The 25,134-nt window shown below is 45.6% G+C and carries 14 protein-coding genes; 5 read left to right on the plus strand and 9 right to left on the minus strand.

The features are described 5' to 3' along the window. Positions 1 to 166: 166 nt before the first annotated feature. The 3 genes from QUB08_RS10455 to argZ all read left to right on the plus strand — a co-directional run bounded on the left by QUB08_RS10455 (position 167) and on the right by argZ (position 7,328). A complete protein-coding gene (locus tag QUB08_RS10455; RefSeq protein WP_333224678.1) occupies positions 167 to 1,105 on the plus strand; it encodes a glycosyltransferase in 939 nt (312 codons plus the stop codon). A gap of 578 nt (positions 1,106 to 1,683) precedes the next feature. Next, positions 1,684 to 4,836: a PAS domain-containing protein gene (locus QUB08_RS10460; RefSeq protein ID WP_333224679.1), complete on the plus strand. Its 3,153-nt coding sequence runs from the start codon at positions 1,684 to 1,686 to the stop codon at positions 4,834 to 4,836. Between the two features lie 377 nt (positions 4,837 to 5,213). Then, positions 5,214 to 7,328: a bifunctional arginine dihydrolase/ornithine cyclodeaminase gene (gene argZ, locus QUB08_RS10465; RefSeq protein WP_333106884.1), complete on the plus strand. Its 2,115-nt coding sequence runs from the start codon at positions 5,214 to 5,216 to the stop codon at positions 7,326 to 7,328. Positions 7,329 to 7,722: 394 nt separating this feature from the next. On the opposite strand, the gene QUB08_RS10470 is transcribed toward argZ, so the two are convergent. The 5 genes from QUB08_RS10470 to QUB08_RS10490 form a co-directional block, all read right to left on the minus strand. Continuing rightward, positions 7,723 to 8,868 (minus strand): citrate synthase, encoded by a 1,146-nt coding sequence (locus tag QUB08_RS10470; protein WP_333224680.1) that lies wholly within the window; start codon positions 8,866 to 8,868, stop codon positions 7,723 to 7,725. Between the two features lie 233 nt (positions 8,869 to 9,101). Next, the gene (sixA, locus tag QUB08_RS10475) at positions 9,102 to 9,596 is read right to left on the minus strand and encodes a phosphohistidine phosphatase SixA (protein ID WP_333224681.1); all 495 of its coding nucleotides are present in this window, start codon (positions 9,594 to 9,596) and stop codon (positions 9,102 to 9,104) included. A gap of 67 nt (positions 9,597 to 9,663) precedes the next feature. After that, on the minus strand, positions 9,664 to 13,302 hold the full coding sequence (locus QUB08_RS10480) for a diguanylate cyclase domain-containing protein (protein ID WP_333224682.1): 3,639 nt from the start codon (positions 13,300 to 13,302) through the stop codon (positions 9,664 to 9,666). Between the two features lie 985 nt (positions 13,303 to 14,287). Beyond that, on the minus strand, positions 14,288 to 15,565 hold the full coding sequence (locus tag QUB08_RS10485) for a bifunctional oligoribonuclease/PAP phosphatase NrnA (protein ID WP_333224683.1): 1,278 nt from the start codon (positions 15,563 to 15,565) through the stop codon (positions 14,288 to 14,290). Positions 15,566 to 15,799: 234 nt separating this feature from the next. Then, entirely contained in the window at positions 15,800 to 16,297 is a 498-nt protein-coding gene (locus tag QUB08_RS10490) for an HNH endonuclease (protein ID WP_190659271.1), read from the minus strand. A gap of 344 nt (positions 16,298 to 16,641) precedes the next feature. Here QUB08_RS10490 and QUB08_RS10495 point away from each other — a divergent pair, with 344 nt between their 5' ends. After that, positions 16,642 to 17,106 carry a COP23 domain-containing protein gene (locus QUB08_RS10495; protein WP_333224684.1) on the plus strand — a complete coding sequence of 155 codons (465 nt, stop codon included), beginning with the start codon at positions 16,642 to 16,644 and terminating at the stop codon, positions 17,104 to 17,106. Between the two features lie 260 nt (positions 17,107 to 17,366). Here the strand turns inward: QUB08_RS10495 and QUB08_RS10500 are convergent, their stop codons facing one another. Continuing rightward, positions 17,367 to 20,108, minus strand: a complete 2,742-nt coding sequence (locus QUB08_RS10500) for an AAA-like domain-containing protein (RefSeq protein ID WP_333224685.1) — start codon at positions 20,106 to 20,108, stop codon at positions 17,367 to 17,369. A 213-nt stretch (positions 20,109 to 20,321) separates the two neighbouring features. Here QUB08_RS10500 and QUB08_RS10505 point away from each other — a divergent pair, with 213 nt between their 5' ends. Further along, positions 20,322 to 21,080 carry a 5-formyltetrahydrofolate cyclo-ligase gene (locus QUB08_RS10505; protein WP_333224686.1) on the plus strand — a complete coding sequence of 253 codons (759 nt, stop codon included), beginning with the start codon at positions 20,322 to 20,324 and terminating at the stop codon, positions 21,078 to 21,080. Positions 21,081 to 21,093: 13 nt separating this feature from the next. On the opposite strand, the gene QUB08_RS10510 is transcribed toward QUB08_RS10505, so the two are convergent. From QUB08_RS10510 to QUB08_RS10520, 3 genes are all read right to left on the minus strand, one after another. After that, the gene (locus QUB08_RS10510; RefSeq protein ID WP_333224687.1) at positions 21,094 to 21,696 is read right to left on the minus strand and encodes a Uma2 family endonuclease; all 603 of its coding nucleotides are present in this window, start codon (positions 21,694 to 21,696) and stop codon (positions 21,094 to 21,096) included. 412 nt (positions 21,697 to 22,108) lie between these two features. Then, positions 22,109 to 23,059: a phytanoyl-CoA dioxygenase family protein gene (locus QUB08_RS10515; protein ID WP_333224688.1), complete on the minus strand. Its 951-nt coding sequence runs from the start codon at positions 23,057 to 23,059 to the stop codon at positions 22,109 to 22,111. A gap of 121 nt (positions 23,060 to 23,180) precedes the next feature. Continuing rightward, on the minus strand, positions 23,181 to 25,046 hold the full coding sequence (locus QUB08_RS10520) for an AAA-like domain-containing protein (protein WP_333224689.1): 1,866 nt from the start codon (positions 25,044 to 25,046) through the stop codon (positions 23,181 to 23,183). Positions 25,047 to 25,134 lie beyond the last annotated feature (88 nt).

The raw sequence follows: 25,134 nt of genomic DNA on the forward strand, positions 1-25,134 counted from the left end.
GATATTTAACCGACTTTTCATTATGCACCTAATTGAGATCGATTCTTGTCAGAAATAGTACAGATTTATATATTCTTTTTTTGCTAAACTTGGCTATTTACCGGAGGAGTTGCTGGGGAAAATCTGCTACCGTGGGATACGGTAACTGTGGCGATGGGGAAAAACCGTGTTTTTTAGTGTTGTGATTCCGACGTATAATCGTAAACCGATTTTGGCAAAATGTCTACTGGCTTTGGAAAATCAGCAGTTCGGTGAGATTGTCAGAGAGTATGAAGTAATTGTCGTGGACGACGGCTCGACGGACGGGACGCTGGAGTGGTTGGCAGCAAATGCCGACTTGTTGCCTCATGTGCGATCGATCTGTCAATCTCACCAGGGCCCGGCGGCGGCTCGGAATTTGGGCGTTGAAGATGCTAAGGGCGATACGATAATTTTTATTGACAGCGATTTGGTGGTAACAGAGCATTTTTTGCAAGCACACGCCGATGCTTTACTACAGGGTTACAAAGATACTGATGCTGTTTTTACTTACGGCAGCGTGATTAATACTTGCAATTTCGACAATCCTACCTCAGAACCTTACAAAATAACCGATTTTTCGGCGGCTTATTTTGCTACGGGAAATGTGGCGATCGCCCGCCACTGGCTGCAGGCTGCTGGACTTTTTGACAATCGTTTTCAACTGTACGGATGGGAAGATTTAGAGTTGGGAGTTAGGTTGAAAAAATTAGGTTTGAAACTCATCAAATGTCCGGCTGCTGTCGGCTATCACTGGCATCCACCTTTTAGTTTAGAGCAAATTCCCGGCATGATTGATCGAGAAATTCAGCGCGGTAGAATGGGAGTTTTGTTTTATCAAAAACACCAAAGTTGGGAAGTAAGGATGATGATTCAAATGACTTTTTTGCACCAAATCCTGTGGGGTATTTTATCCTTGGGCGGGATGCTGAACGAGCGAACGATGGCTCCTTTTTTGCAGTGGTTGATTGACCAAGGCAAGCCCCAGCTAGCTTTAGAAATTGCTCGGATTTTTCTGAATTGGTATAACGTGAAAGCCGTGTACGCCGCTTGCGGAGAATTGCAGGCCGAGACAAAGATACCATAAATCAGCCCCATCCCGCAAATAAGATATAAGATATTGTAGGATTTTTTCAGGGCCCATTGGTGTCAACTTAAGCTCATAATTAGTAACGGTAACTGTTTGACAATTATGCCTACACTGCCCTAGGGCTGCTTAATAAGGGAAATTGAGGGAACTCACAACTTGGATACGAACCCGAAAAAAATAATTTTTAGTCTTAAGTTGACACCAATGTTCCGGCTTGTTTAAATTAATCTTTTCAGTGAGGATATCTAATGAAAAATCACAACACAAAGCACCCGATCAAGGGCTGCAAAACATGGTCGTATAAAGTCTAAAAATAAAATCTTTACCTTTATTTAATCAAAATTGGTTGGTTAGCCTGTGATTAGAGGCATCTAGGCTGTTTTCTGACTAGACTCCGATAATTTGAGCTACCAACATTTTCAAAATATCTTTACTTTTGATATAATGACAGATAATTTAAGAGTGTGCTAGAGAGCCAATAGTTGTGCTGGTTGATCTGATAGTGTTAGCTACAAGCGGTTAATGACTTTAAAAATATTCCCACATATACAACTTGAATAGTTTGAGGGTTTGCTGTGAATACAACTGACGATAAAAATCCAAGACTAGAAACAGTTAGACTTGAAAACACTGTCTTACAAGAAAATATTTTAATGGTGGACGACCATCCAGAAAGCTTGCGGCTTTTATCCCAGCTTTTGTCTAAGCGGGGATATAAAGTGCGACCGACACGAGATGGCAAATTGGCTCTTAACTTTGCTATGTCGAGTCCACCAGACTTGATTTTGCTGGACATCATGATGCCCGGTATGGATGGCTATCAAGTCTGCGAAAAGCTAAAAGCTTGTCCGCAAACCAAACATATTCCTGTGATTTTTATTAGCTCTTTAAATGAAGTTTTTGATAAAGTCAAAGCTTTTTCGCTGGGGGGGGCTGACTACATTAGTAAACCATTTCAAACAGAAGAAGTGGTGAGCCGCGTCGAAAATCAACTGCTTCTGAGCCGTCTTTATAAACAAATTTTAGCACAAAATGCACGACTGCAAGCAGAAATAGAAGAACGCAAGCGGATCGAAGCAGAACTCCGAGACAGCCAACGCTGGCTGTCGGCAGTAATTCAAACACATCCTAATCTTTTGTACGTTTCCGATTTGATAGAACAGCGAACTTTGTATATCAACCGCGAAATATATAGCGATATTGGCTATTCTTTTGAAGAAATCCAGCAAATGGCAGGAGGATTTCTTCCTAACTTAATACACCCTGACGATTTGCCAGGATTCTCAGAACACCTCAGCAGGATTGAGGCCGCAAAAGACGGTGAAAGCTTTGAGTGTGAGTACCGAATTCAGCACAAAAATGGTGAATATCGGTGGTTTGTTAGCGTGGATACAGTGTTTGCCAGAACAGCAGACGACAAACCTTGGAAAATTTTGGGGACGGCTACTGAAATTAGCGATCGCAAACAAGCAGAACTAGAACTAAAAACAGCTTTATCTGCTTTAGAACGGCAAATCAAACAAAGATTTTTGATAGAAACAATTACTCTCGAAATTCGATACAGTTTAAATCAAGATCAAGTTTTTCAAACAGCCACTGCCCAAATAGGTAGAATTTTTAATGCTGATTGCTGCTTGGTTCACACCTACACAGAACACCCTATTCCCAGAATTTATAATGTCGCTGAGTACATAAAATCCGCATCTAAATCGCTTTTAGATTTAGAAATTCCCGTACAGGGCAATCCTCACGTTCAGTTTTTATTATCCCAAGATCAAGCTGTAGTTTCTGACGATGTTTTTTCTGAGCCACTGCTAAAAAACGTCCGAGATTTGTGCTGTCAAATAGGCTTAAAATCGATGATATCCATCCGCACTTCCTACCAGGGAAAAGCCAACGGAATGATATGCTTGCATCAGTACGATCGCCCCCGCCACTGGACGCAGGAGGAGATCACATTATTGAGCGCTGTGGCGGCACAGATGGGAATTGCGATCGCTCAAGCCAATCTTCTCGAACAAGATAAACAACAGCGACTTAAACTTCAACAAAGCGAAGCTAGTCTAGCAGCAGCCCAGAAAATTGCCCATATCGGCAGTTGGGAATTTGATTTAGTCACCAATAAAATTACTTGGTCAGAAGAAGTATTCCGCATTTTTGGTCTTGACTCAAGTGCAACTGAACCGACATCTGCCAAACTTTTAAAGATGTGTCATCCCGACGACAGAGAATTATTTCAACAAACAGTCAGCCTGACTATCTCACAAGGCATTGCCTACAAAAGAGAGTTTCGATTTTTGCATCCTAGCGGTCAAATTATCTACGTGGAAGGAAGGGGAGAAGCTGTTTTTAGCGAAACCGGGGAAGTAATGAAACTGTTGGGAACAGTGATGGATATTAGCGATCGCAAACAAGCAGAAGCAGCTTTGCAAATTAGCGAAGAACGTTTTTATTTGGCATTTGAAGGCAGTGCGATGGGCTTGTGGGATTGGAATTTGGCCACGGGAGAAGTCTATTTTAATCCACGGTGGAAAATGATGCTGGGATATGAAGTAGAGGAAATAGCAAATAGTTTTACATCCTGGGAGAAACTGGTACACCCAGAGGATTTGTCTCCGGCTAAAGCAGCGCTAACTGCTCACCTGGAAGGCAAAAATCCTACTTACGAAGTGGAATTTAGGATGCTGACAAAATCCGGCGAGTGGAAGTGGATTTTAGCTCAAGCGAAGGTGATGGAACACGACGCTTCGGGAAATCCTTTGCGGATGACGGGTACGCATATTGATATTAGCGATCGCAAACAAGCCGAAGTAGAGTTGCAATTTAGCGAACAGCGAGAACGAGAAAAAGCGCAACAGTTAGAACAAACTCTGGCCGACTTAAAACAAGCTCAATCTCAGCTTATCCAAGCAGAAAAAATGTCAAGTATTGGGCAAATGGTAGCGGGAGTAGCCCACGAAATTAATAACCCCATCAGCTTCATATACGGCAATATTATTCCTGCCGCACAGTATGCTCGCGATTTGGTAAAATTGATTGAACTCTACCAGCAATACTATCCTGAACCAGTTCCCGAAATAGAGGAAGAATTGGCCGAAGTCGAGGTAGATTTTATTGCTGGCGATTTTCCGAAAATAATGGCTTCAATGCAAGAAGGTGCTAACCGAATTAAGCAGATAGTGCTGTCTTTGAGAAACTTTTCGAGACTAGATGAAACAGAGCGCAAAGTAATAGACATTCATGAAGGGATAGAGAGCACTTTGGTGATTTTGCAGCACCGATTCCAATCACAGCCAAAACGTCGGGAGATTCAAGTTATTAAAAATTACGGGAACCTGCCCAAAGTCGAGTGTTATCCTGCTCAATTAAACCAGGTATTTATGAATTTGCTGGTGAATGCGATCGACGCTATAGAAGAGTCATCAGCCAACTGTACTTGCAAAGTTAACCAAATTTGCATTGTTACTGAAGTCAGCAGCGAAAATCAAGTGTGCGTGCGGATTTCTGACAGCGGGCCTGGTATCCGTCCCGAAGTTCAGTCAAGGATTTTTGACCCGTTTTTTACTACCAAACCGATCGGCACCGGCACGGGTTTGGGGTTGTCAATTAGTTACCAAATTGTTAAAGACACTCACGGCGGTAAGTTGGAGTGTCATTCAGAAGTTGGCCGGGGGACAGAATTTGCGATCGAACTGCCGATTTTGCAAAAGTTAAAAGTTAAAAGTTAGGATAAGTTGTTAAATCATGGGGGGTAAATTAACCATAATTCTTGTATGGTTCGGTTTACCAACCATCTATAATATAAGCCAGAAATGATCATAAACTCGCCCCGACCGTAAGAGTGGGGGTAATTCAACGGAGATCATATTAATCGTCTATCAGAACCTATTTTAGAGTGCGTCATAACCTGACATTTTCTCCCGTATTTCCTGCGAACGGTCGGTCACTTAGTGTAATCTCATCCTAAACATGATATAATAAAAAGTTAGCCTTTTGAGGCTCCAGACGTTGCGCTGCTAAAATTAGTAGTGAATATTACAGTTGCTATTATACAAACTCTGTCAACATACGTCTGCTGTAGCGTCTACCACATTTTAACTGAATTATGACTGACTCAATTCGCTTCCTCATGTGTGCTCCCGACCACTACGATGTGGATTACGTGATTAATCCGTGGATGGAGGGAAATGTCCACAAATCATCGCGCGATCGCGCCGTCGAACAGTGGGAAAAACTTTACCACGTCCTCAAAGACAACGCCGTTGTAGACCTCGTACCGCCCGCAAAAGGCTGGCCGGATATGGTTTTCACCGCCAACGCAGGCTTACTTTTAGGCAATACCTTCGTCCTCAGCCGTTTCTATCACAAAGAACGCCAAGGCGAAGAACCCTATTTCAAAGCATGGTTTGAAAGCAAAGGTTTCACCGTGCACGAACTCCCGAAAGACTTGCCGTTTGAGGGCGCTGGCGATGCTTTGCTCGATCGCGAAGGACGTTGGTTGTGGGCCGGATACGGATTCCGTTCCGAACTCGACTCGCACCCGTTACTAGCAAAATGGCTCAACATAGAAGTGCTTTCGCTGCGTTTAGTTGACGAACGTTTCTACCACCTAGACACCTGTTTTTGTCCTCTAACAGGCGGCTATTTGCTCTACTATCCAGCAGCATTTGACTCGTATTCCAACCGCTTAATCGAAATGCGAGTTGCGCCGGAAAAACGCATTGCTATTGAAGAAGCCGATGCCGCAAATTTTGCCTGCAATGCGGTCAATATTGACAAAGTTGTGGTAATGAACAAGGTTAGCGAAGCCTTGAAAACGCGCATTACGCAGGCTGGTTTTCAAGTAATTGAAACGCCGATGAGCGAATTTCTGAAAGCGGGCGGCGCCTGTAAGTGTTTGACGCTGCGGGTAACGGAACCGGTGCAAGAAGATCGATCGGCAAACGTGATGGTAGAAAGCCGCACAATTCGCATGGAAGGTCACTTGCTCGATGCAGGTTTAATCAGCCGCGCTTTAGACTTAATTGTCGATCTCGGTGGCAGTTTCCAAGTGCTCAATTTCAATCTGGGAGAGCAGCGGCAAAGCACATCATCTGCGGACGTTAAAGTTTCGGCTCCTTCCCACGATGTGATGGAAGAAATGATGGGAATGCTGATCGACTTGGGTGCAGTGCCGCCACCACAAGAGATTTGCGACGCTATTTTAGAACCCGTAGTGCAAGATGGCGTTGGCCCGGACGACTTTTATGTTAGTACGATTTATCCCACGGAAGTGCGGGTAAATGGTCAGTGGGTGAAAGCGCAAAATCAGCGGATGGATGGTGCTGTTGCTATTACTGAAACCGCTGATGGCCCAGTGGCTAAATGCAAATTATTGCGCGACTTAAAAGTAGGAGAAAAAGTAGTTGTTGATGTGGTCGGCATCCGCACCATCCGCAAAACAGAATCGCGGGAACAGCGCAATTCTCAAGAATTCAGCTTTATGTCGGGCAGCGTTTCTAGCGAACGCCGGGTAGAATTGGTGGTGGAACAAGTAGCGTGGGAATTGCGCCAAATTCGCGATCGGGGTGGCAAAGTTGTAGTTACCGCAGGGCCTGTTGTCATCCACACTGGCGGTGGCGAACATTTAGCGCATTTGATTCGCGAAGGTTACGTGCAAGCGTTGTTGGGCGGAAATGCGATCGCAGTTCACGACATGGAACAATCGAATATGGGAACCTCTTTAGGGGTTGACATGAAACGCGGTATTGCTGTGCGTGGCGGACATCGGCACCACTTGAAGATAATTAACACTGTGCGACGTTACGGGAGTATTGCAAAAGCTGTTGAAGCAGGGCTGGTTACTAACGGTGTGATGTATGAGTGCGTAAAGAACAATATACCGTTTTCTCTTGCCGGTTCGATCCGCGATGACGGCCCGCTTCCTGACACGCAAATGGATTTAGTTAAGGCTCAAGAAGAATATACTGAGCTGTTACGAGGTGCAGATATGGTGTTAATGCTTTCGTCTATGCTGCACTCAATTGGTGTGGGAAATATGACGCCGGCTGGTGTGAAGATGGTCTGTGTGGACATTAATCCGGCGGTGGTGACGAAATTGAGCGATCGGGGTTCGATCGAGTCTATTGGAGTTGTTACCGATGTAGGATTGTTCCTCAGTTTGTTGGTGAATCAATTGGATAAATTGACCAGCCGCCATCATGTAGCTCAATCTGTTTAGATTTAGCTAGTCTACTCGTTACCAGGCTCTTCCTGGTAACGCAGATGCGGAGGCTGTGGAATTAAGAGATTTAACCGCAGAGGGCGCAGAGAACGCAGAGGGAGATCCCAGAGAGATGAATAATTCCGATGAAGCGTGGATTTGATATTACTTAGGGCCATAAAAAACCTCAGACCCGCAAGTCTGAGGACCGGAGTTCCTGAAAATCGTCACTTCTTGCTATTGTCGCCAACAAACAGCACAACATACAAGAGGGGTGCAACCCAGCACGGCAGCTTTTGGCAGACAGAGATTGCTTCCTGACTCGCAACGCGAAAGCAATTTTTAATTCAAAGCTTCACGAAAGCAAAACAGTTTCTCTCACAATTTTCAGATATGGGTTGATAATTTTGCTTTAGGAGGGGAGTCTGTCCTCGATCGCAATATAAGGAGCACCGTGAGTCCCCGTATATATTTGAGTTGGGCGGTAAATGCGGTTTGCCTCTAGCTGTTCTTTCCAGTGGGCCAACCAGCCGGCAACACGGGCGATCGCAAAAACTGGTGTAAATAAGTCCAGCGGAATTCCCATTTTTCGATAAACCAGACCAGAATAGAAATCTACATTTGCATAAATTCCTTTGTGACCCAATTTCTCTTCAACCACTTCTTCCAACTTGACAGCAATGTCGTAATAATCATCGCGGCCGAAGTTCTCAAACAACTGTTCCGCTAACCTCTGAAGAATAGTTGCTCTCGGATCTTTCACCTTGTAAACTCGGTGACCGAAACCCATGATTTTGTCCTTATTTGCAACGCACTTCTCGACAAAAGGCCGCACGTTTTCTACCGAACCAATTTGCTCCAACATATCAATCACTTCTTCATTAGCTCCCCCGTGCAGTGGCCCCGCCAAAGTGCCAACTGCTGAAGCAATCACTCCGTAAGGGTCTGTCAGCGTCGAAGCTGTTACCATTGCCGAAAATGTAGAGGCATTAATTGTATGTTCAGCGTGGAGAGTCAGACAAGTGTCAAAAATGCTAGCTAACAGCGGATCGGGTTCTTGCTCGTTGAGCATATAAAGAAAGTTAGCCGAGTAGTTCAAGTCATCCCTCGGCCGCACCGGGTCATTTCCCCGTCGCATTTGCTGGAACGCTGCTACCATTGTGGGAATCTTAGCTAGCAGTCGCACTACAGCTTCTCGAATGTATGCCGGGTTAGCCAGAGCTCTGCGAGAGTAGAACAAGCCCAAGGCGGCCGCTGAAGCTTGCAGGGCGTCCATTGGATGTCCTCTTTCTGGAAAGCATTTCATCATGTCCCGGATGCGATATTTGATCCGGCGGTGATAGCGAATTTCATGCTCGAAAGCTTCTAGTTCTTCCTTTGTCGGAAGTACCCCCCAGATTAATAAATATGAAGTTTCCAGAAAGGAACTTTTGAGTGCCAGTTCCTCGATGCTAATCCCGCGATATTCCAGCAACCCTTTTTGTCCATCGACGTAGCTAATGCTGGACAAGGTGGCGGGAACACCTTCTAAACCTGGTTTGAATTCGCCGACGACCATTGCGATACCGTTTTGTGTGAGTTCAATCTACTAAAAGTACATTACCAGAAACGAAGATAGTGTCACAGTCTTGACAAATAATCATTTAATTGGGGTTCAGAAACCGGGTTTTTCAAGAGACAGCCCGATCGCACCGCTGCGTATTGTCACCCCTCAAACCCGGTTTCGCCGTGCCAGAATGCGGTTTTAAGAGGGCTGGCGCGTCCTGTTACTGTCGGGGCGGTTCGCTGTTTCTAGGGCAGCAAAAACTTGGGCGCAGTTAGCCAAAACATTTGGCTGCGGCCGACTGGGGAGCCGGTCTCCGGGAGGATTAAGCCGATGATACCTGCTTTTTTGAGAATCAGGGCATCTTGCGATCGAGCCCAAAGCAAAGTTTCGGCCCAGTTGCCTAAGTCGGGTTGGTGGCCCACCAGGGCCAAGCTGCGGCTACCTATTTCCTGCCACTGTTTGTACCACTCCAGCCAGTTCCCGATGTCTCCTGAAGGTGCGAGGGTGGCGGATTCTTCTATTTGGGAACTCAAACCGACTGTTTGCAGGATTTGGGCGGTTTGCTGGGCCCGCAGTAGGGGACTGGTGAGAATCAGGTCAAACTGAATTTCGAGTTCGTACAGCCGTTGGGCAATTTTCCTGGTTTTACGATCGCCCTCTTTAGTCAGCGGGCGTTCAGAGTCTGTATCATATTCTTCGGGTGCGGCGGCGATACCGTGCCGGATCAGATAAATAACCATATATTAATACTTCCAGGCATTGGTGCCCGTTTTTCTAGGAGCAATCTAGGATATACCTACCTTTTGCCTATTCTACAACTGGATTAACCTCTGGCGCTGTTATCGGGTTGGCGCTTGTGTAGCGATCACGCCCTTGTCGTTTCGCATCATATAATGCTCGATCGGATGCCAGGAGCAGTTCATTCGGCGATTTTTCACAGCAGGGAACCATGCTAGCAATTCCCATGCTCACAGTCACGATCGAGCTAACATCAGATTGCTCGTGAGGGATTGCCAAATCTCGGATTGCCTGACGCATCGACTCAGCAACCGCGATTGCCCCGGCAGCATCCGTACTCGGCAGGATAGCAGCAAATTCTTCGCCCCCATACCGCACAAACAAATCGGTAGAACGTTTAACCGAGGCTGCTGCAGCTTTCGCGACTTTCACCAAACAAGTATCCCCAGCTTGATGTCCGTAGCAATCGTTATATCGCTTGAAATAATCTACATCCAACATAATCAACGAAAGCTGTTGTTTTGCCTGCATCAGCCGATGCCATTCCGACTGCAATCGCTCATCAAAACAGCGGCGGTTTGCTACTTGTGTTAACCCATCTGTCGTAGCAATTAATCTTTCTCGTTCCGCCCGGTGTCTTAGCATCTCATCTGCCCGCTTGCGTTCTGTAATATCAGCAAAAGTCGTTACTACTGCATAGGGTTGAGACTGATTCATCTGGAACAGCGGTTGCGAATTAATCGAAATCCAAGTCAGCGTTTGATCCGATTTGTGAATGCCCATCACCACATTTGATAGCGGTTGTCCCGTCCGTAGGGTAATCATTGCCGGATGCTGTTCGCCGGGGAAGGGAGAGCCATCTTCCTGAACGGTTCGCCAGTCTAAATCTATGGATGTACGGCCCATCATTTGTTCGGGGGTCAGCCCTATAATCCTTTCGGCACTGGCATTACAGGTAGTAATTTGTCCGTCTGCTAGCTGAAGTATGACGCCTTCAGTCATGCTTGTAATCACAGAACGATACCGTTCCTCGCTTTCGAGCAATTGACTCAGGAGAATGTTTTTAGCATCAAACTCTGAAGCCAGATGCAGGCTACCCGCCAAAAACCCCGCCATCAGTTGTAAGGTATGAATATCTGACTCTGTAAAGGCACAGGGTGTAGCTGAAACAACTTTTAAGACGCCAACCCGATCGTCTTGATAGAACAAGGGAACAACCACCAGTGACCGGATACCAATGCGCTGACAGACAGCCTGATCCACCCGTGCATCGGTTTGTGAATCATCGCAAAGCAGGATTTTGCCGGTCGCAATACATTTTCCCGATAAACTTGTCGCTACTTTGATCCGTAATCCAACATAGGCGCTGGCGATACCGCTCGCTGCCCGATACACCAACTCATCCCCTTCCAGCATTTCAATCACGGCCCCATCGGCACCGAGCGATTTTTGAGTTCGATCGGTAATCACCGCCATCACTGCATCCAGGTTAGGATTGGGGGTGGCGATTTCCTGTTGGGTGGCAACCACCACAGCCAGACGCTGGAACTCTTGTTTTAATGCTGCTTCTGCTTGCTTGCGATCGGTGATATTTTTCATAAAGCAGTGATGCCCGATCGATCGCTCCTGCGAGTCGTAGGCTGCCAACATCACCACCTGCTTGTAAAATATCGAGCCATCTTTCCGGATACCCCGGGCCTCAACCTCCACTCGGCCGCAGGCTAGCATTTTTTGATAAGCGGCCATCATCCTGTCGCAGTCTTCGGGATGAACTGTTTTCTGCCAACTCATACCAACCATTTCTTCAGGCTGATAACCTGCTAGATTCGCGTAGGCTTGATTAACGGTGATGTACCGTCCGAAAATATCCAGCCGCGAGATGCCCTCAACGGCATTAGCAAGAGCTGTACTCAATTCTCTGAGTTCTGTTTCTGCCTGGACAAGATCCGTAATGTCTTGGCATGTACCAAACAACCGAATGACTTTTCCCTCTGCATTGAGCTGAACCTGTCCTCTGCCTTCGGTATGGCGGATAGAACCATTCGGGCGCACGATTCTGAGGCGCAATAGATAAGGCTCTCCGTGAGTGAGTGCTCGTTGAACTACCAGGTGTAGCTGTTTGGCACTTTCGGGATGGTAAAGCCGCAGGTTTTCTTCATAAGTAGGTTCGCCTAGGGCCCTGGATCGTCCCAAAATCTCGAAGAGTTCGGGAGACCAGGTAATTTTACCTGTAAGTACGTCCCATTCCCAGTTACCGATGTGGGCAACCCGCTGGGCTTCTGACAACCTGGTTTGACTCTTTTGCAGGGCTGTTTCTGTCTGCTGGCGGTCGGTAATGTCGTTTTCGTTCACGAGCAACATCGGGTTGCCTGTTACCGGGTCGTCGGTACACCGCACGTCCATCCCATGCCAGCGAATTCCCGCCAGAGTAATAACTTGAGCCTCAACACTAAAGACCTCACCGGACTTAAGAACTGCCATTGCTCGCTCTCCTACCTGAGAGTCAACAAAGCGGCTCACAAAAGCATTGTCTGTCGCAGAGTGAGGCGGCTGCATATCCCCATAACAGCGCAAGGCCGCCGGGTTTTGCAGCAGCGGCACACCTTCGAGGGTGTACAGCGAAACCATCAGCGTGGTGTGTCGGAGTGCCTCGATCGATCGCAAGGTTTCCTGCTCAATCTGATCGGTAGTTTCAACCATCCCCTCTACCAGCATTGCCAAACGCCCGCTGTCAATCCTGATGCCAGAGCACCGACAGCCGACAGAAACAGGCTCACCGCCCGGATAAAACGTCCACTGCTCGGACAAGGTTTTGCCTTGCTTAAACTGCTGTAGATTGCTCTGCAAGCGAATCCGAGTAGACTCTGACATATCGCTAAAGTTGCGACTTATGAGCTGCTGCTGCGTCGAAGCATTCCACAGGTGTAAAGATGTCTGGTTTGCCCATCGCATTTGCAACTTTTCAATATCAAATATCCAGATCGGGTTTTGCAACAAGTCAAAGGCACTGAGGTGAAAAATATCTCCGCTAGGGGAATAGGCAAAGTCTGGTTGCAGGCAATTTTGATGATTGACTCTTGGCGCGCTTTCTGTATTAATCGCAGTTTGATTCGGTTCTGTTTCGAGTTCTGGCGGTTGATTGGGCGCCAGCACCGGGCGGTGAGATTCCAAGTGCCGCATCCTCAACCCAAGCTGCACTGCAACGTGTTGCACGATCTGAACGTCGAGAGGTTCCCACTGACGCGGACTTTGGCATTGATGAGCAATCAACAGTCCCCAAAGCTTTGGAGATTGCTGCTGTTTGCCATCTAGCAAGATTGGCACAACTAAATTTGCCTGAACCAGGAGGCGCGAGAGCAATTCGACATCACAAGCTTGAAGATCACCAGCGTGAATATCAGAAATGGCACTCGTTTCTCCCTGGCTGTAACGCTCTACCCAGTTGGCTTCAAAGCAAGAATCATAAATCTGTTTTCCTAGGATTCGCGGCCACTGGGCATCAACCGATTCAGCCAATACTACACCATTTCCTTTTGGTAGGAAGCGATAAATAATCACGCGATCGGTTTGCAGCAGCATCCTGGTTTCTTTTACCGCACATTGCAAAATTGTCTCCAGATCACCGACCTCGTTGATTTGAAGTGCAATTTCTGAAATTTTTTCTATGATTTTCTCTAACGACCAAGAGAAAGTCTGTTTTGTAGACATCTCGGTGTTCCTTTTTTTGTCAAGCATTTTTATACTATTCTAACCCGCGACAAATAAATATAATAAATATAATAATAATAATAATTTGTTTTAGGTCGTAGCAACTGCTTGTTTGATTGATTGAGGAACGAAACCAACACTTTATGTTAAATAAAAAAAACTAAAAGTGTACAAATTTTATTTTTTATGTGATTTAGCCAAGAATTTAATTTTTTCCCTGTCTATAAGCTGTGTTGCATCTAGATTGCCTATGGTATTAGAGAGGGAGAGGGGGAGAAGAGGAGAGGGGGAGAGGATTTGACGATTTTTGAGCGGGACTCGAAATATACAATTTAAATGCACAACAGCTTAGTAATCCTTGCAGGAGTCGTAAATTTTTTACCCCACCCCAACCCTCCCCTTATCAAGGGGAGGGAGTAAGAAATTTACCAAGGATTTAGGATGGCTATATGTGGCTTATTGTACGGCGCTTTTTTATAATAAGTTAGCGAAAATCTCCTGCACCAACTATAATACATGGTGATTTATTTAGGTAATTTATAGGAAAATATCAAAAACCTAGCCCTGTATAATTGTTAAAACTTCAAAAATATGTTAGGAATTCTAGTAAAATAAATAAAACTAAATTTGCCCCGAAACTTGGTTGTTTTACCAAAATACTTCGTTCTTTACCTCCCTATACAATAGTTGAAAAAACGGTTTTTTGGGTTTGTAATTTTTGCCAATAGGGATAAAATTTATTATTGTTACTCCTGGAATAATCAACCGGGTTGTTTAACCTTCTTACTTCGTTCAAACCCTCAATAAAAGTATAAAAAACCCGGTTGATGAGAGTGGGAGTGCGTCGATGATTGATTGTCAAGTTGAGATTTTGCCCGGAATGAGAAAAAAACGCGGCAAAACCTCGTAGCAACCGGAAGCAGAACCCCAAGATCGCATTCCCCGACTGTTGCTGGAATCAAGACCGCACCTAGAAACCCCAGAGTTAATGATCGTAAACAGGATTGTCTTTAGGGCTAATTAAATGCAGCAACTTTTGCTTGATCTGATCGTCGAATACTTCCCATTTTAGCCTTGCATAATCGCTGTTCTCATTCCCGCCAGAAAGAAATCCCACGGGAATTTCAAAACCTCCAGCTTGACTTCGACCGCCACCAAAAAAGCGTCCTTGAGCATCTTGACCGAAGGCTTCTTTAATGAATTCGTCGGGGTCGAGAGTAAGTTTATTGGTTCGCAGCGAGCCAATTACTACTTCAATTTCTTCGTCTTTGTCGTGAACAATTGCGTAAACAACGGCTGTATGTACGTTCTCCTCTGTTACTAAAAAGTCCGCTGCTTGGGGAATAGAATCCCGGTCGTCATAACGGAGGTAGCCGATGCCGGCGATCGAAAAATTGTTCTGGACAGTGCGGTGTTTGAGCGATCGCTCGATCGCATCCATCACCCACTTAGAACGAGACGACTGTAACACGGCATTCAGCAACTGCGGGTCGTAAAACCGGCTCAAATAAGCAGCCGCTAAAAAGTCCTCCTCCTGAGCTTGTCTGAGGGCGATCGTATCCGATCGCAAACCGTGCATCAAAGCTGTAGCGCACTTGATGTGGAGACTGACGCTGGCGTCGAGACTTAGGAGTCCAGACTGTAAATACTCGGCAAAAATCGTGGCTGTAGCGCGGATTTGAGGGCGCAAATCGGTAAATTCTGCGTTCATTTCCCCCTGCAAATTGTGGTGGTCGATGACGGCGGCGATCGGAACTCCGGCCGCTAAAATATACTGGGTTAAGTTACAAGTAGTCCCTTGGTTGTCAATGAAAGCGCAGCCCTGAAACACGGACAAATCCTTAGTTTTTACTGTTTCCACCGTCCAGCGCTGCAACGGCAACCCTGTCAATTTAACTAAGGCAATATTTTCTTGGTGGCTGAGGGCGCCGGCGTAGATAATCTCGCAGAGGATATCGTATTGTTCGGCGATTAATTTGTAAGTCCAAGCGCTGGAAAGTGCGTCGGGATCTGGAAAATCTTGCAGCAATATTAATTGGCGAGTGCCTTTGTGCCGATCGAACATTTGGCGCAATTGCTCGACTTTGCGATCGTGCAATTCCTCGCGGAGACGGCCGCGATTCTCTTCGGAAGCAACTTCGGCTTTGCTGCGCCGTTTCGCAGGCGCACTTACTTCGGCGACAACCTCGCTGCTGGCCTCAAGTTCACCTTCGCGGTTGCCAGATGTTCCATCGGAATTGGTAAGGGCGTGGTCTTTCATCATTAAAAATTAACAATTTAACTATTTAGGATTGGCGCGACATTCGCTCTTAAACCCGGTTTCTTTGTAGATGCCTCGTTGTCAAAGCCCATACTTATTACGAGAAACCTGATTTAAGAGCGTAAATTCTCTCTTTACTTTTTTAATTCATGCAGAGAGTGTGTGTTGCCAGGAACGAAGCAATCTCAGAACTAATAACTCCCGCAAAAAACCCCCGCGCTTGCGCTGACAGGGGTTTTAAAGGCCTATTACATATTTTTGCCATTCTTTGTGCATACCGCTCTTAACGTGTTTAGTCACTTCAAAATAAAGACCGCTGTGAGGTTTCCGAGGCGGATAGCGCAGCGGCATTCCCGCTTCTTTCGGCGTGCGGCTACCTTTATTGACATTGCAGCGCACGCAGGCGGTGACGAGGTTTTCCCAACTGTCGCCTCCTCCGCGCGATCGGGGAATTACATGATCCAGGGTTAAATCGTCCCCCGTATAACTACAGTATTGACAAGAGTGTGCATCCCGGTGCAAGATGTTCCGGCGGGTTAGCGGAATATCCTTATAGGGAACTCGGACGTAATGCCTGAGTCGGATCACAGTTGGTAGCGGGAAGTTTGGCGCAATAAATTTCCCGTTGTGTTCTACCTGTTCTGCTTTTCCTTTCAGCAACAAAACTACCGCCCTTCGCCAATTGGTGATGTTAAGGGGTTCGTAGGAGGCGTTCAGCACCAGAACATTGCCCATTGTTGATTATTAAAGAGAATATTTTTTTCGATGTTAACACAGGTTCCAGTTTAGGTGGGACGGCATCAGGAACAGCGAGGCTCAGCAAAAAAAGGTGAAAAACCACTCCTTTACCCTATACCTTGGCGCCTGCGCCCCCTAGCGCTGCATCTATTTTCTGCCGTCGGTGTTTGTCAGGGAGCATTTTTCCCTGAGTTTTGGCTGAGATGAGGCCAGTGGGTGCGAAGGCAAAAATTTGCCAAATAAATTTTATTTTTTTCTCTAAATGCCTAATCTTCCCGGCAACAAACAGTTTAACTTTTTAGACTATTAGTAACCTTAAATGAAAAAGCTTATTACTGCTCATGAAATTTCGGCTCTTAAAGTCAGCTTTTAGCGCGTCAATTATTGCCCTTGCTGCTCCCATTTTAGCAAACAGTCCAGCCTTTGCCCAAGCGCCTTCATTCTTCTGCGGCGCTGCTGGCGGCCGCCCCGCTACAATTGCTGTCCAACAAGGCAAAAATATTCCCGTTATTTTGTGGCTAGCTGATAACTATTTCAATGAATCAGGAGAAGATGCGATTACTCGGTGTACCAGAGTCTCAGGAATTCTCAACAACTCGCAACCGCAAGGAAGCTGGGAGAATATTGTCACAGCAGGTGCATCGTCCAACGGTCAACTAATTATTTGTGCAGCTAATCCTCAAGACGGTTCCTGTAGATTATTATATCAAGTACCCAAAGGTCAAAATCCCGAACAAGCCCGACAAGAACTCTTAAAAAGAGTTACAAATCCTAATGTAAGTGTTTCGCCTGTTAAAGTAAATTGATAGTCATTAGTAGGGACATGGCATTGCCCATAGGTGTCAACTTAAGGTACAACCAATAGTCCGGCAGGGGTTTCAACCCCTGCCTCAACTCATTAGTCCTCTAAAAGAGGACTAATGAGTTGAGATTCTTCTCTTCAGTCCTCTTTGAGAGGACTTTCGCTATTAGACAGGGGTTTCAACCCCTGGCGGACTTAATGGATGACTAACGGACTTGGCGGGCTGACAGCTTAAGTTGACACGCTTTGGGCATTGCCGTGTCCCTACTTGCAGAGAGTTGAAACTCTGGTAAAATACTTCGGTTGACTGGTGAAAAAATTGCAGCTTTGCTTCAGCAATTCTTCTAACCCTTCAACCTGCCTCAGCCAGACAGTGCCGTTGCTTCCAGCTACAGCAATTTGCTTTCCGTCTCCACTCCAACTGACACTAACAACATTCTCCTCGAACTCAAATTGAGCCACCTGTCGCCCCGCTAAATTCCACAGTCGCACTGTCTTGTCAATTCCCACTGTAGCCAGCCGTTCTCCGTCGGGGCTAAAACTAATTGATTTCGCATCAAAATGCAAGGTTTGAAATTCCTTAACTAATTCTTTTTCTGACAGATTCCACAGCCCAACTTTGCCATTTAATGTTACTGTAGCAAAGCGATACTGGTGTTGAGCCGGAGTGAAACTGATCCCAATTGCCTGAATAGGCAGTGTTTTTTTCAGCTTGCCCGACAAGTTCCAAAGTCGCACTGTAGATTTGCCATCTAAAGTCGCCATGAAATCGCCCTTTGGGCTAAAATTTACGCTTCTCACTAAGCCGTTGTGACCTGGGAGTTTCAGGCTAGACGATACTAATTGTGGCAGTTTAGACAAATCCCAAATTGCAGCATAGCTGTCTATCCCTGCCGCCGCTAATAACTTTCCTTCGGGACTAAAACTGATGCTGGTAACAGAGCCTTTAATTCCTTTCAAATTAGCAATATTTTTACCTGATAAATTCCAGATTTTAACTGTGCTGTCCCTTCCGGCGGTCGCTAAAAATTTACCATTCGGGCTAAAGTTTACCATATTAACTGACTGCTGGAAAGCTTTCCATTCAGCAATTTTTTGCCCGGAAAAGTTCCACATCCGAACTTGATCGTCTATTCCTGCGGTTGCTAAAGTCTGCCGAGTTGGGCTAAAAGTGACGCTGGTAACGGCACCTTTATGAGCTTGCCAATTTCTCTTGGTTTTGGGAAGTGATGAGGATTTTCTCTCCTGTGTTTCGCTAATTTTATCAAGAATTATTTGTAAAGCTAACAGAGGTCTAGTTGCCGGGTATTGTTCTAGCTTATGTTTGTTTTTAACCAAGGTTTTTAATTTTTTACCGGAGGCGATTGCCCTCAGTAAAGCTTCTGATAAAGCTTCGGTGTTTTCTGTTTTTTGAGATACCGCCAACAGTAAAGCATCGCTGCCATTTTGTTCGATTTCAATACTTGCTTGTGCTAATTTAAACCGCTGGTAAGCAAGAGTTGAAAAGCCGATCGCCGCCAGTAACGATGCTGCCAGTACCGCAGAACCGATGCCGATCCACTGTTTGGCTTTTTGTTTGGCAGAGTCAGCTTCACTCAAAGCTTTTTCGGCATCACATACAGCTTTTTTGGTTTCGAGTGTAGCTGAACGCAGCAGTTGATTTTGGTCGCTCAAAATAACTTTCTGGCTGGCAGTCAAAAACTGAAAATCTTCGTTTCTTAAACTTTTTCCTGCCGCCCAAACTAATGCTGACTGCAAATCATCCCCTCGCAACAGTTGGGAATCATCTTCACAGCTAGAATTTAGCCAGACTTTGATCGCTTCCGAGTAAGGCGAGAGTTTTTCTAATTTTTCTTCAATTAATTCTTTGTTAAATACAGCTTGATAAATAGGATTAGAAATTGTTAATTTTTCCCCGCGCTTAACGATTAATCCGCTTAATCGCAACTCCATTTGTTCGGCACTACCATCGGGGACAATTTCAGCTTGTTCTAAAATGTGCTGATATAATCCTAGTCTCCTGACAATGCGCTGGTTTTCTTTGAAAAGCCGATCGCGAATTGTGGACAAATGTTCTGGAACATCCTGAGATTCCCAATTCTCCACGATTTTCAAGCGTACTACCTTTTCAACCCATTCTTGAGGATTATTGACTTGCTCTGACTCCCCCCCTTGGCAAGGGGGGGCTGGGGGGGGTAAATCCGGGATTAAATCTGCATTTTCCAGCAAGAGTTTGCACAGCTTTTGAGTCAAAAAAGGTTGCCCGCCAGTCCAATACAATACTTCTCTCAAAACTTCCTGATAACTGTCTGTCAGCTCTGCCAACCCCGCTGCTAGCGGTTGCGCTTCTGTTTCGTCAAAACCAGTTAATTCGATCGCATTGCCAATATTAAAAGGGGTATTGCTGATGGCATTTTGCTCGCGGCACAAATCCGTCGGCGATGCTACGCCTAAAAGGGCCCAAGTTAGGCGATCGAACTCTGAATTGTTGGCGCGCTTGTTGTAGCACGATCGAATTAAGGCTAAAAAATCATCGGCGGGAAAATCTAGGGCGAGAATGCTGTCGATTTCGTCAATAAAAATGACAATATTGCTGGAAATGTTGGGTAAGAGTACGGTTTCGATGAATTCGCTCAATCTTTGAACCGGGGTTAAAAAATTGCGATCGCGCCACCAAGTCCGCACGTTGACAATATCCGACAGGTTAAAGTTATTTTCGAGAATGCGTAGCAAACCAGCATACCACTGTTCGGGAGTGACGCCGCGGTTGCCAATTTCCGAAATGTCGATGGCAGCACAAGCAATTCCTTCATTTCTCAGCCGCTGAATTGTCCGCACCTGCAAGCTAGATTTGCCCATTTGCCGGGAATTCAAAACATAACAAAATTCCCCGGCTTTCAATCCGTTATAAAGGTCGTCGTCGGCTTGCCGCTTCACATAATTGGGAGCGTTATTTGTCAAACTCCCACCGACTTGATAGTAACTGGGTTTTGTGGTATAATCCATAGGATAAAATGGTACAATAAAAAAATCACCTTTTAGTCATTCGGCGGTGTCAACCGCTACTACATCATTTAAAATATCTCTTTACATTTACCGAAACTGGCACAATTAGTAAGGTGCGTCATATCCGCAACCCCGAATAATTGCCCTATAACGAAAGTCGGACGCACCCTACAATTTTAGCGCAGTTTACCGCCACCAATAAGGCCTAATAACATGAAAACTGATTGGACTGGATATAACGACGACAAAGACAAGTTAAGAACAGAAATTTGGTCTTTGCTGAAGCAGCAAGCCGCATCTGTTGGCGATCCGTTTGGTCATATTCCCAACTTTGTCGGTGCTGAGTTAGCTGCCGAAAAATTGGCAAATTTACCAATTTGGCAACAAGCAAAAACGATTAAGTGCAATCCAGATGCGGCGCAAAATCCGGTGCGGATGCGAGCTTTGCAAGATGGAAAACGCCTGTATATGGCAGTACCGCGATTGACAGACGATCGCTGTTTTGTTGAGTTAACGGCTGAGGATTTGCAGAGGCAAAATATATCAATTGCCGAAAGTGCGATCGCCCGCAAAGCTCTCGATTGCGGAAAATTGGTAAGTTTTGCAGAAATGGAGCCGATCGATTTAGTAATAGTCGGTTGTGTCGCGGTGGCGCGCAACGGGGGAAGAACCGGGAAAGGTGCAGGTTTTGCCGATTTGGAATTGGCGATGTTGCAGGAATTCGGGTTAGTACAAATCGATACGCCAATTGTGACAACAGTGCATCCTTTGCAAATAGTCGAAGATTTGCGTTTACCGATGCAAGCTCACGATTGGGCGCTGAATAGGATTGTTACTGCTGAGGGGGTAATTGAGACTAATACAAGTTATCCGCGTCCAATTGGGTTAAACTGGGATAGTTTGCGATCGGAACAGTTGGAAAAAATACCAATTTTGCGAAAGTTGAGAGAGCAATTAACCAATAACAAATAGCTTTCAATCAAAATCAAGGCAAAAGAGAGTTAACAGCGAGCGCCCCAATTTCTATCCCTTCAATAATAATCGGTATAACAGCCGATCGCCCGAAATCCAACCTTTGACTGTAATCTGGCTGCTCAACTTCCACAAGAGGTTGAGAGTACACCTCAACCAGTCCTTCAACAAGATTCACAATCCAATAAATCGCAATTCCAGCGCGGGCATAAATCCGTTTTTTAACAGTGCGATCATCGCGCTGAAGTGTCGTATCAGATACTTCAATAATCAGGGCAATATCTTCAGCACCCGGATGGCGATCGAGATACTGTCGCGTATCCCCTCGGACAACCACTATATCAGGTTCAGGTTCGCTGTTAGATAGCGTTATCGGTTCTTGGGAATCAACATACCACCCTGCAGGTAAAATATTCTCTAAAGCTGTTCTGACAAGACGAGTTGTGACTGGATGCGGTGGATTTTTGGGCCTTTTGAAAACCAGCCAACCTTCCAGCAATTCTACAGAGTCATCATCCGTGAGAATGCCAGCTTTAATTATCGCATGATACTGCTCGATGCTCAAGCGCAAAATCAGATCGTTCGGAATTGCTGCAACAGTTTCGACGGGCGGCATAACTGTAGGGGGGAGTTGATTATTTTCTTATTTTACTGTTTATTTAACGAACCGCGAAGGCGCGTTCGGCGAAGCCGTTCCCGTAGGGTAGGACGCAAAGTAAGAAAGAAGAAGAAGAGGAAGAAGGTAATTTCATAATCTATCTACGTGGTGAACACGCGCCATGCAATGAAAGCAGTAAAACCTAGATAACCAAACACGGTTATCCAATCTAGCCAATTATCGGAAGTTATAAAAAAAATATCGTTCATGGGTATCATTCACCTGATTATTAATTACAGAAATTATACCAAATCCTCGTTAGTTATCCCCATCTCTCTCTTCTGGAGAATCTGCGTCCTCTGCGTCCTCTGCGGTTAAATCATTCCGATGGAACCGCTATTGAGATGACTGGCTTTTTGGAAAAATTATATTAAGTTTTTTTCAGATTTGCCGTATGCTTCGTCAAGAAATCTAACAGTGCTTCCGCCTGTGGGGATGGCTGTAAACTAGCGTAAGAATAGCGATACAAACCTCTGCAAATCAGAGATAACCGCGTTGGGAAATCAAGGACTGATGGGATATCGACAATCACATCATCAACTGGTGGAATATCCCCTCGCTGACAATATACTGCATAGCTAATTCGAGGCGATTTAGCCCGACTGCTGCTGCGGCTTCCCCAGTGAAAAACATATTGATCCCAGCACGAGACAGTACCAGCTTGTGTAGGTAAAGCCCGGATATCTTCCAAAGCAAATTTAGTAGCTTTTGTCTTGAGATTTTTGATAGCTTCAGCATACTCTGGATCGCGGTTTGCCGGAATCATGTACATACATGAATTGAGGGGATTAGCCTCAGTAATTGTCACCCAGATAGTAAGCACTGTCGGCATACCGTTGGAGTCTATAGTATTTTCGTACTCGGCGTCGCGGTGAGGCTCAAATCCTTTGCCGCTGTCAGAAGTTTCTATGTAATAAACCCAAAAATTTGGAACTAGCTTGTAGCCGTTTCCCAAAATTCCTGTCAAGGTTGAGTTAAAGTAACCAAATGCTTGATAGAAGATATCGTAGACGAGGGCAAACATTGTCGGAAACCCTGCTTTTCGGACATTTTCTATACAGTCGCGCATCTGGTGAATAGTCGCAGCAGGTATGACGCTAGGTGTTTGGAAATAGCCTTCTTCTCGCAGTTGCAGCCTGTACTCGTCAATTTCTGCTTTTGGGATTCCCGATACTTCTGAAAAGCCTTCAAATGGTCGATCGGAAATAGTTGAATTGGGGTTGAGATCGCGCCAGTAGTTAATATCTTCTGCTTGGGGCAGAAGTGGAATTAATTTATCTAAGTCCAGAGACTTTCTCAGAGTCACGGTTTCTTCAGTCATCGATCCTATTTTACCTTGATACTGCACAGGGGAAAGCCGGATCGATCGCTCTTTTGCGATATTTGTGCTGCTGTTTCCCCCTACTGCTGATTCTACGTCATTAACGAGCTAAAATCTCCAATTAATTAACTCCCCAATTAGTTTTAAAATAGTGTCGATACAGTTCGCACCTCGGCACGCACTCGTTACCATGCAATTTTACCAACCCCAAACTGTCTAATTTAAACGCCTGCATCGCCTTTAATTGCACCGGAGAATCCGCCGCCACAATATCTCTCATCCCCTGCGCCAACTCAGGATATTCTTCTAAGTTCCACAATTGCCGGCGCAAATGGTCGCTGTAAATTCCCGCATCTGCGATCGCACTTTGTTTTAATTCATCGAGTGTCAAACCCGATCGCGAAATGTGATATAATGCAACTCGCACTAAATACGGATGACCGCCGACAATTGCCATCAATTCCTCAACTTCTGCCGCCGACCAATTCAAGTTGTGGCGCGCTGCTAAATCTTGTATTTGCTGAGAGTTGAATTCGGGCAAATCTACGGGAAGTCCGACGTTGAAAGGCGATTGATTGATGTTCATCGGGATGTAAACTTCGGTGGAGTGAACTACAATTAATCGCAGTTTTTTCCAGATGTCGCGTCGCTTCGATTCTTCGTGCCACGCCCGCAGCAGTCCTAAAAAGTCTTCGGCTATGTCTGGATATTGGAACACGCGATCGATCTCGTCTAATCCTAAAATTAAAGGACTGTCGATTTGCGGCAAAATGTATTTTTCAAAGTAATCTTTGCAGTTAACTTTGCTGCCAAAAATCTCGTCCCAATAATCTTCTAATTGATTTGGTAAGTGCAACTCGCGCCCCACGTAAGCGCAAAACCACTTTAAGAATTTATCTAAGTTGGCGAATACGGCTTTATCTACTAACTGAAAAGTTAGTGGCACTGTGCAATAGCCTTGACGGGCTCCGTGATGCAAAATTCTTGCCATCAAGGAAGTTTTGCCCATTTGTCTCGGTGCTTTGATTCTAATTAAGGCGCTGGGCTGCACAATAGTTTGATAACAGCGTTCTTCGATGGGCGGGCGTTCTACATAAAATTGAGAAGCGACATCGACTTGTCCTCCCGGTAATTCTGGTTCTGCGGCGGGTAGAGGTATTTCGTCGCTGCTAATTTCTAATAGCTGTTTTTGTGTTAAATCTTCCGTTTTTTCTGTAACGGGTGCGGGTTTTTCTGCTAGCAAATTCAGAACTTCTTCGATAATAATTGGAGTGTCGGCGGTGGTTTTCCATTCCCTCTGTTTGATGCGGTACAGATAGCCCCGCAAGTCGTGATTTAGAGGCGCGTTCAGGGGGAAACCGACGCGGATGGGGAGAATTATTGGTTTTCTGTCAGGGCGGGAGTCTTGTAGTTCTTTTGCTTGCTGAACTTGATATGTTAGCAATTCGCTTTGGTTTCCCGTTGGCGGCAACAGTAGCAGCAAATAATCGCATTCTTGGAGGAAGAAATTAATGCGATCGAACCAATTATCTCCCAATCTAATGTTATTTTCGGCGGTGAAAACTGTATGACCGATCGCGCTTAAGGCCGTTTCTAACTGTTTTCCCAACTCGCGATCGGGTTCGGCGCTGCGATAACTGACAAATACTTTAACAATTCTGCTGCTGGTGGCTGTTTCCCCCGCTGGTGGCAAATTGTCCAGCTCGTCTAAATTTTCCGCTTCCTCAAGTTTAGCCGATCGGTGGTCGCCATTCGCCAGATTCATTTCAAAAGCCGCGAACAACTGGCGAATTTTACTCAAATCCGCACCTTCTCTACCCTGCTTAATTTTGCTGACTGTATCGGCACCGACGCCAGATTCAGCCTCGATTTCCGTCAGAGTACCTCTAATGTTATGTCGGTCAGACCATTCTTGGAGCGCCTCGTTAAGTTTCTTTAAGCCAGAGGCAGTGAGAATGCGACCGCGATCGCGTTTTGACTTGAGCACTTCGCTTGCACTGAAAGGGGAACGAATCTAGAAATGTTAACGCCTTAAGTTCCTATTTTAGACGATTTTAAGGGAGATAGTCAGCCAG

The sequence above is a fragment of the Microcoleus sp. BR0-C5 genome, assembly GCF_036705045.1.
In the GTDB taxonomy this organism is placed as follows: domain Bacteria; phylum Cyanobacteriota; class Cyanobacteriia; order Cyanobacteriales; family Microcoleaceae; genus Microcoleus.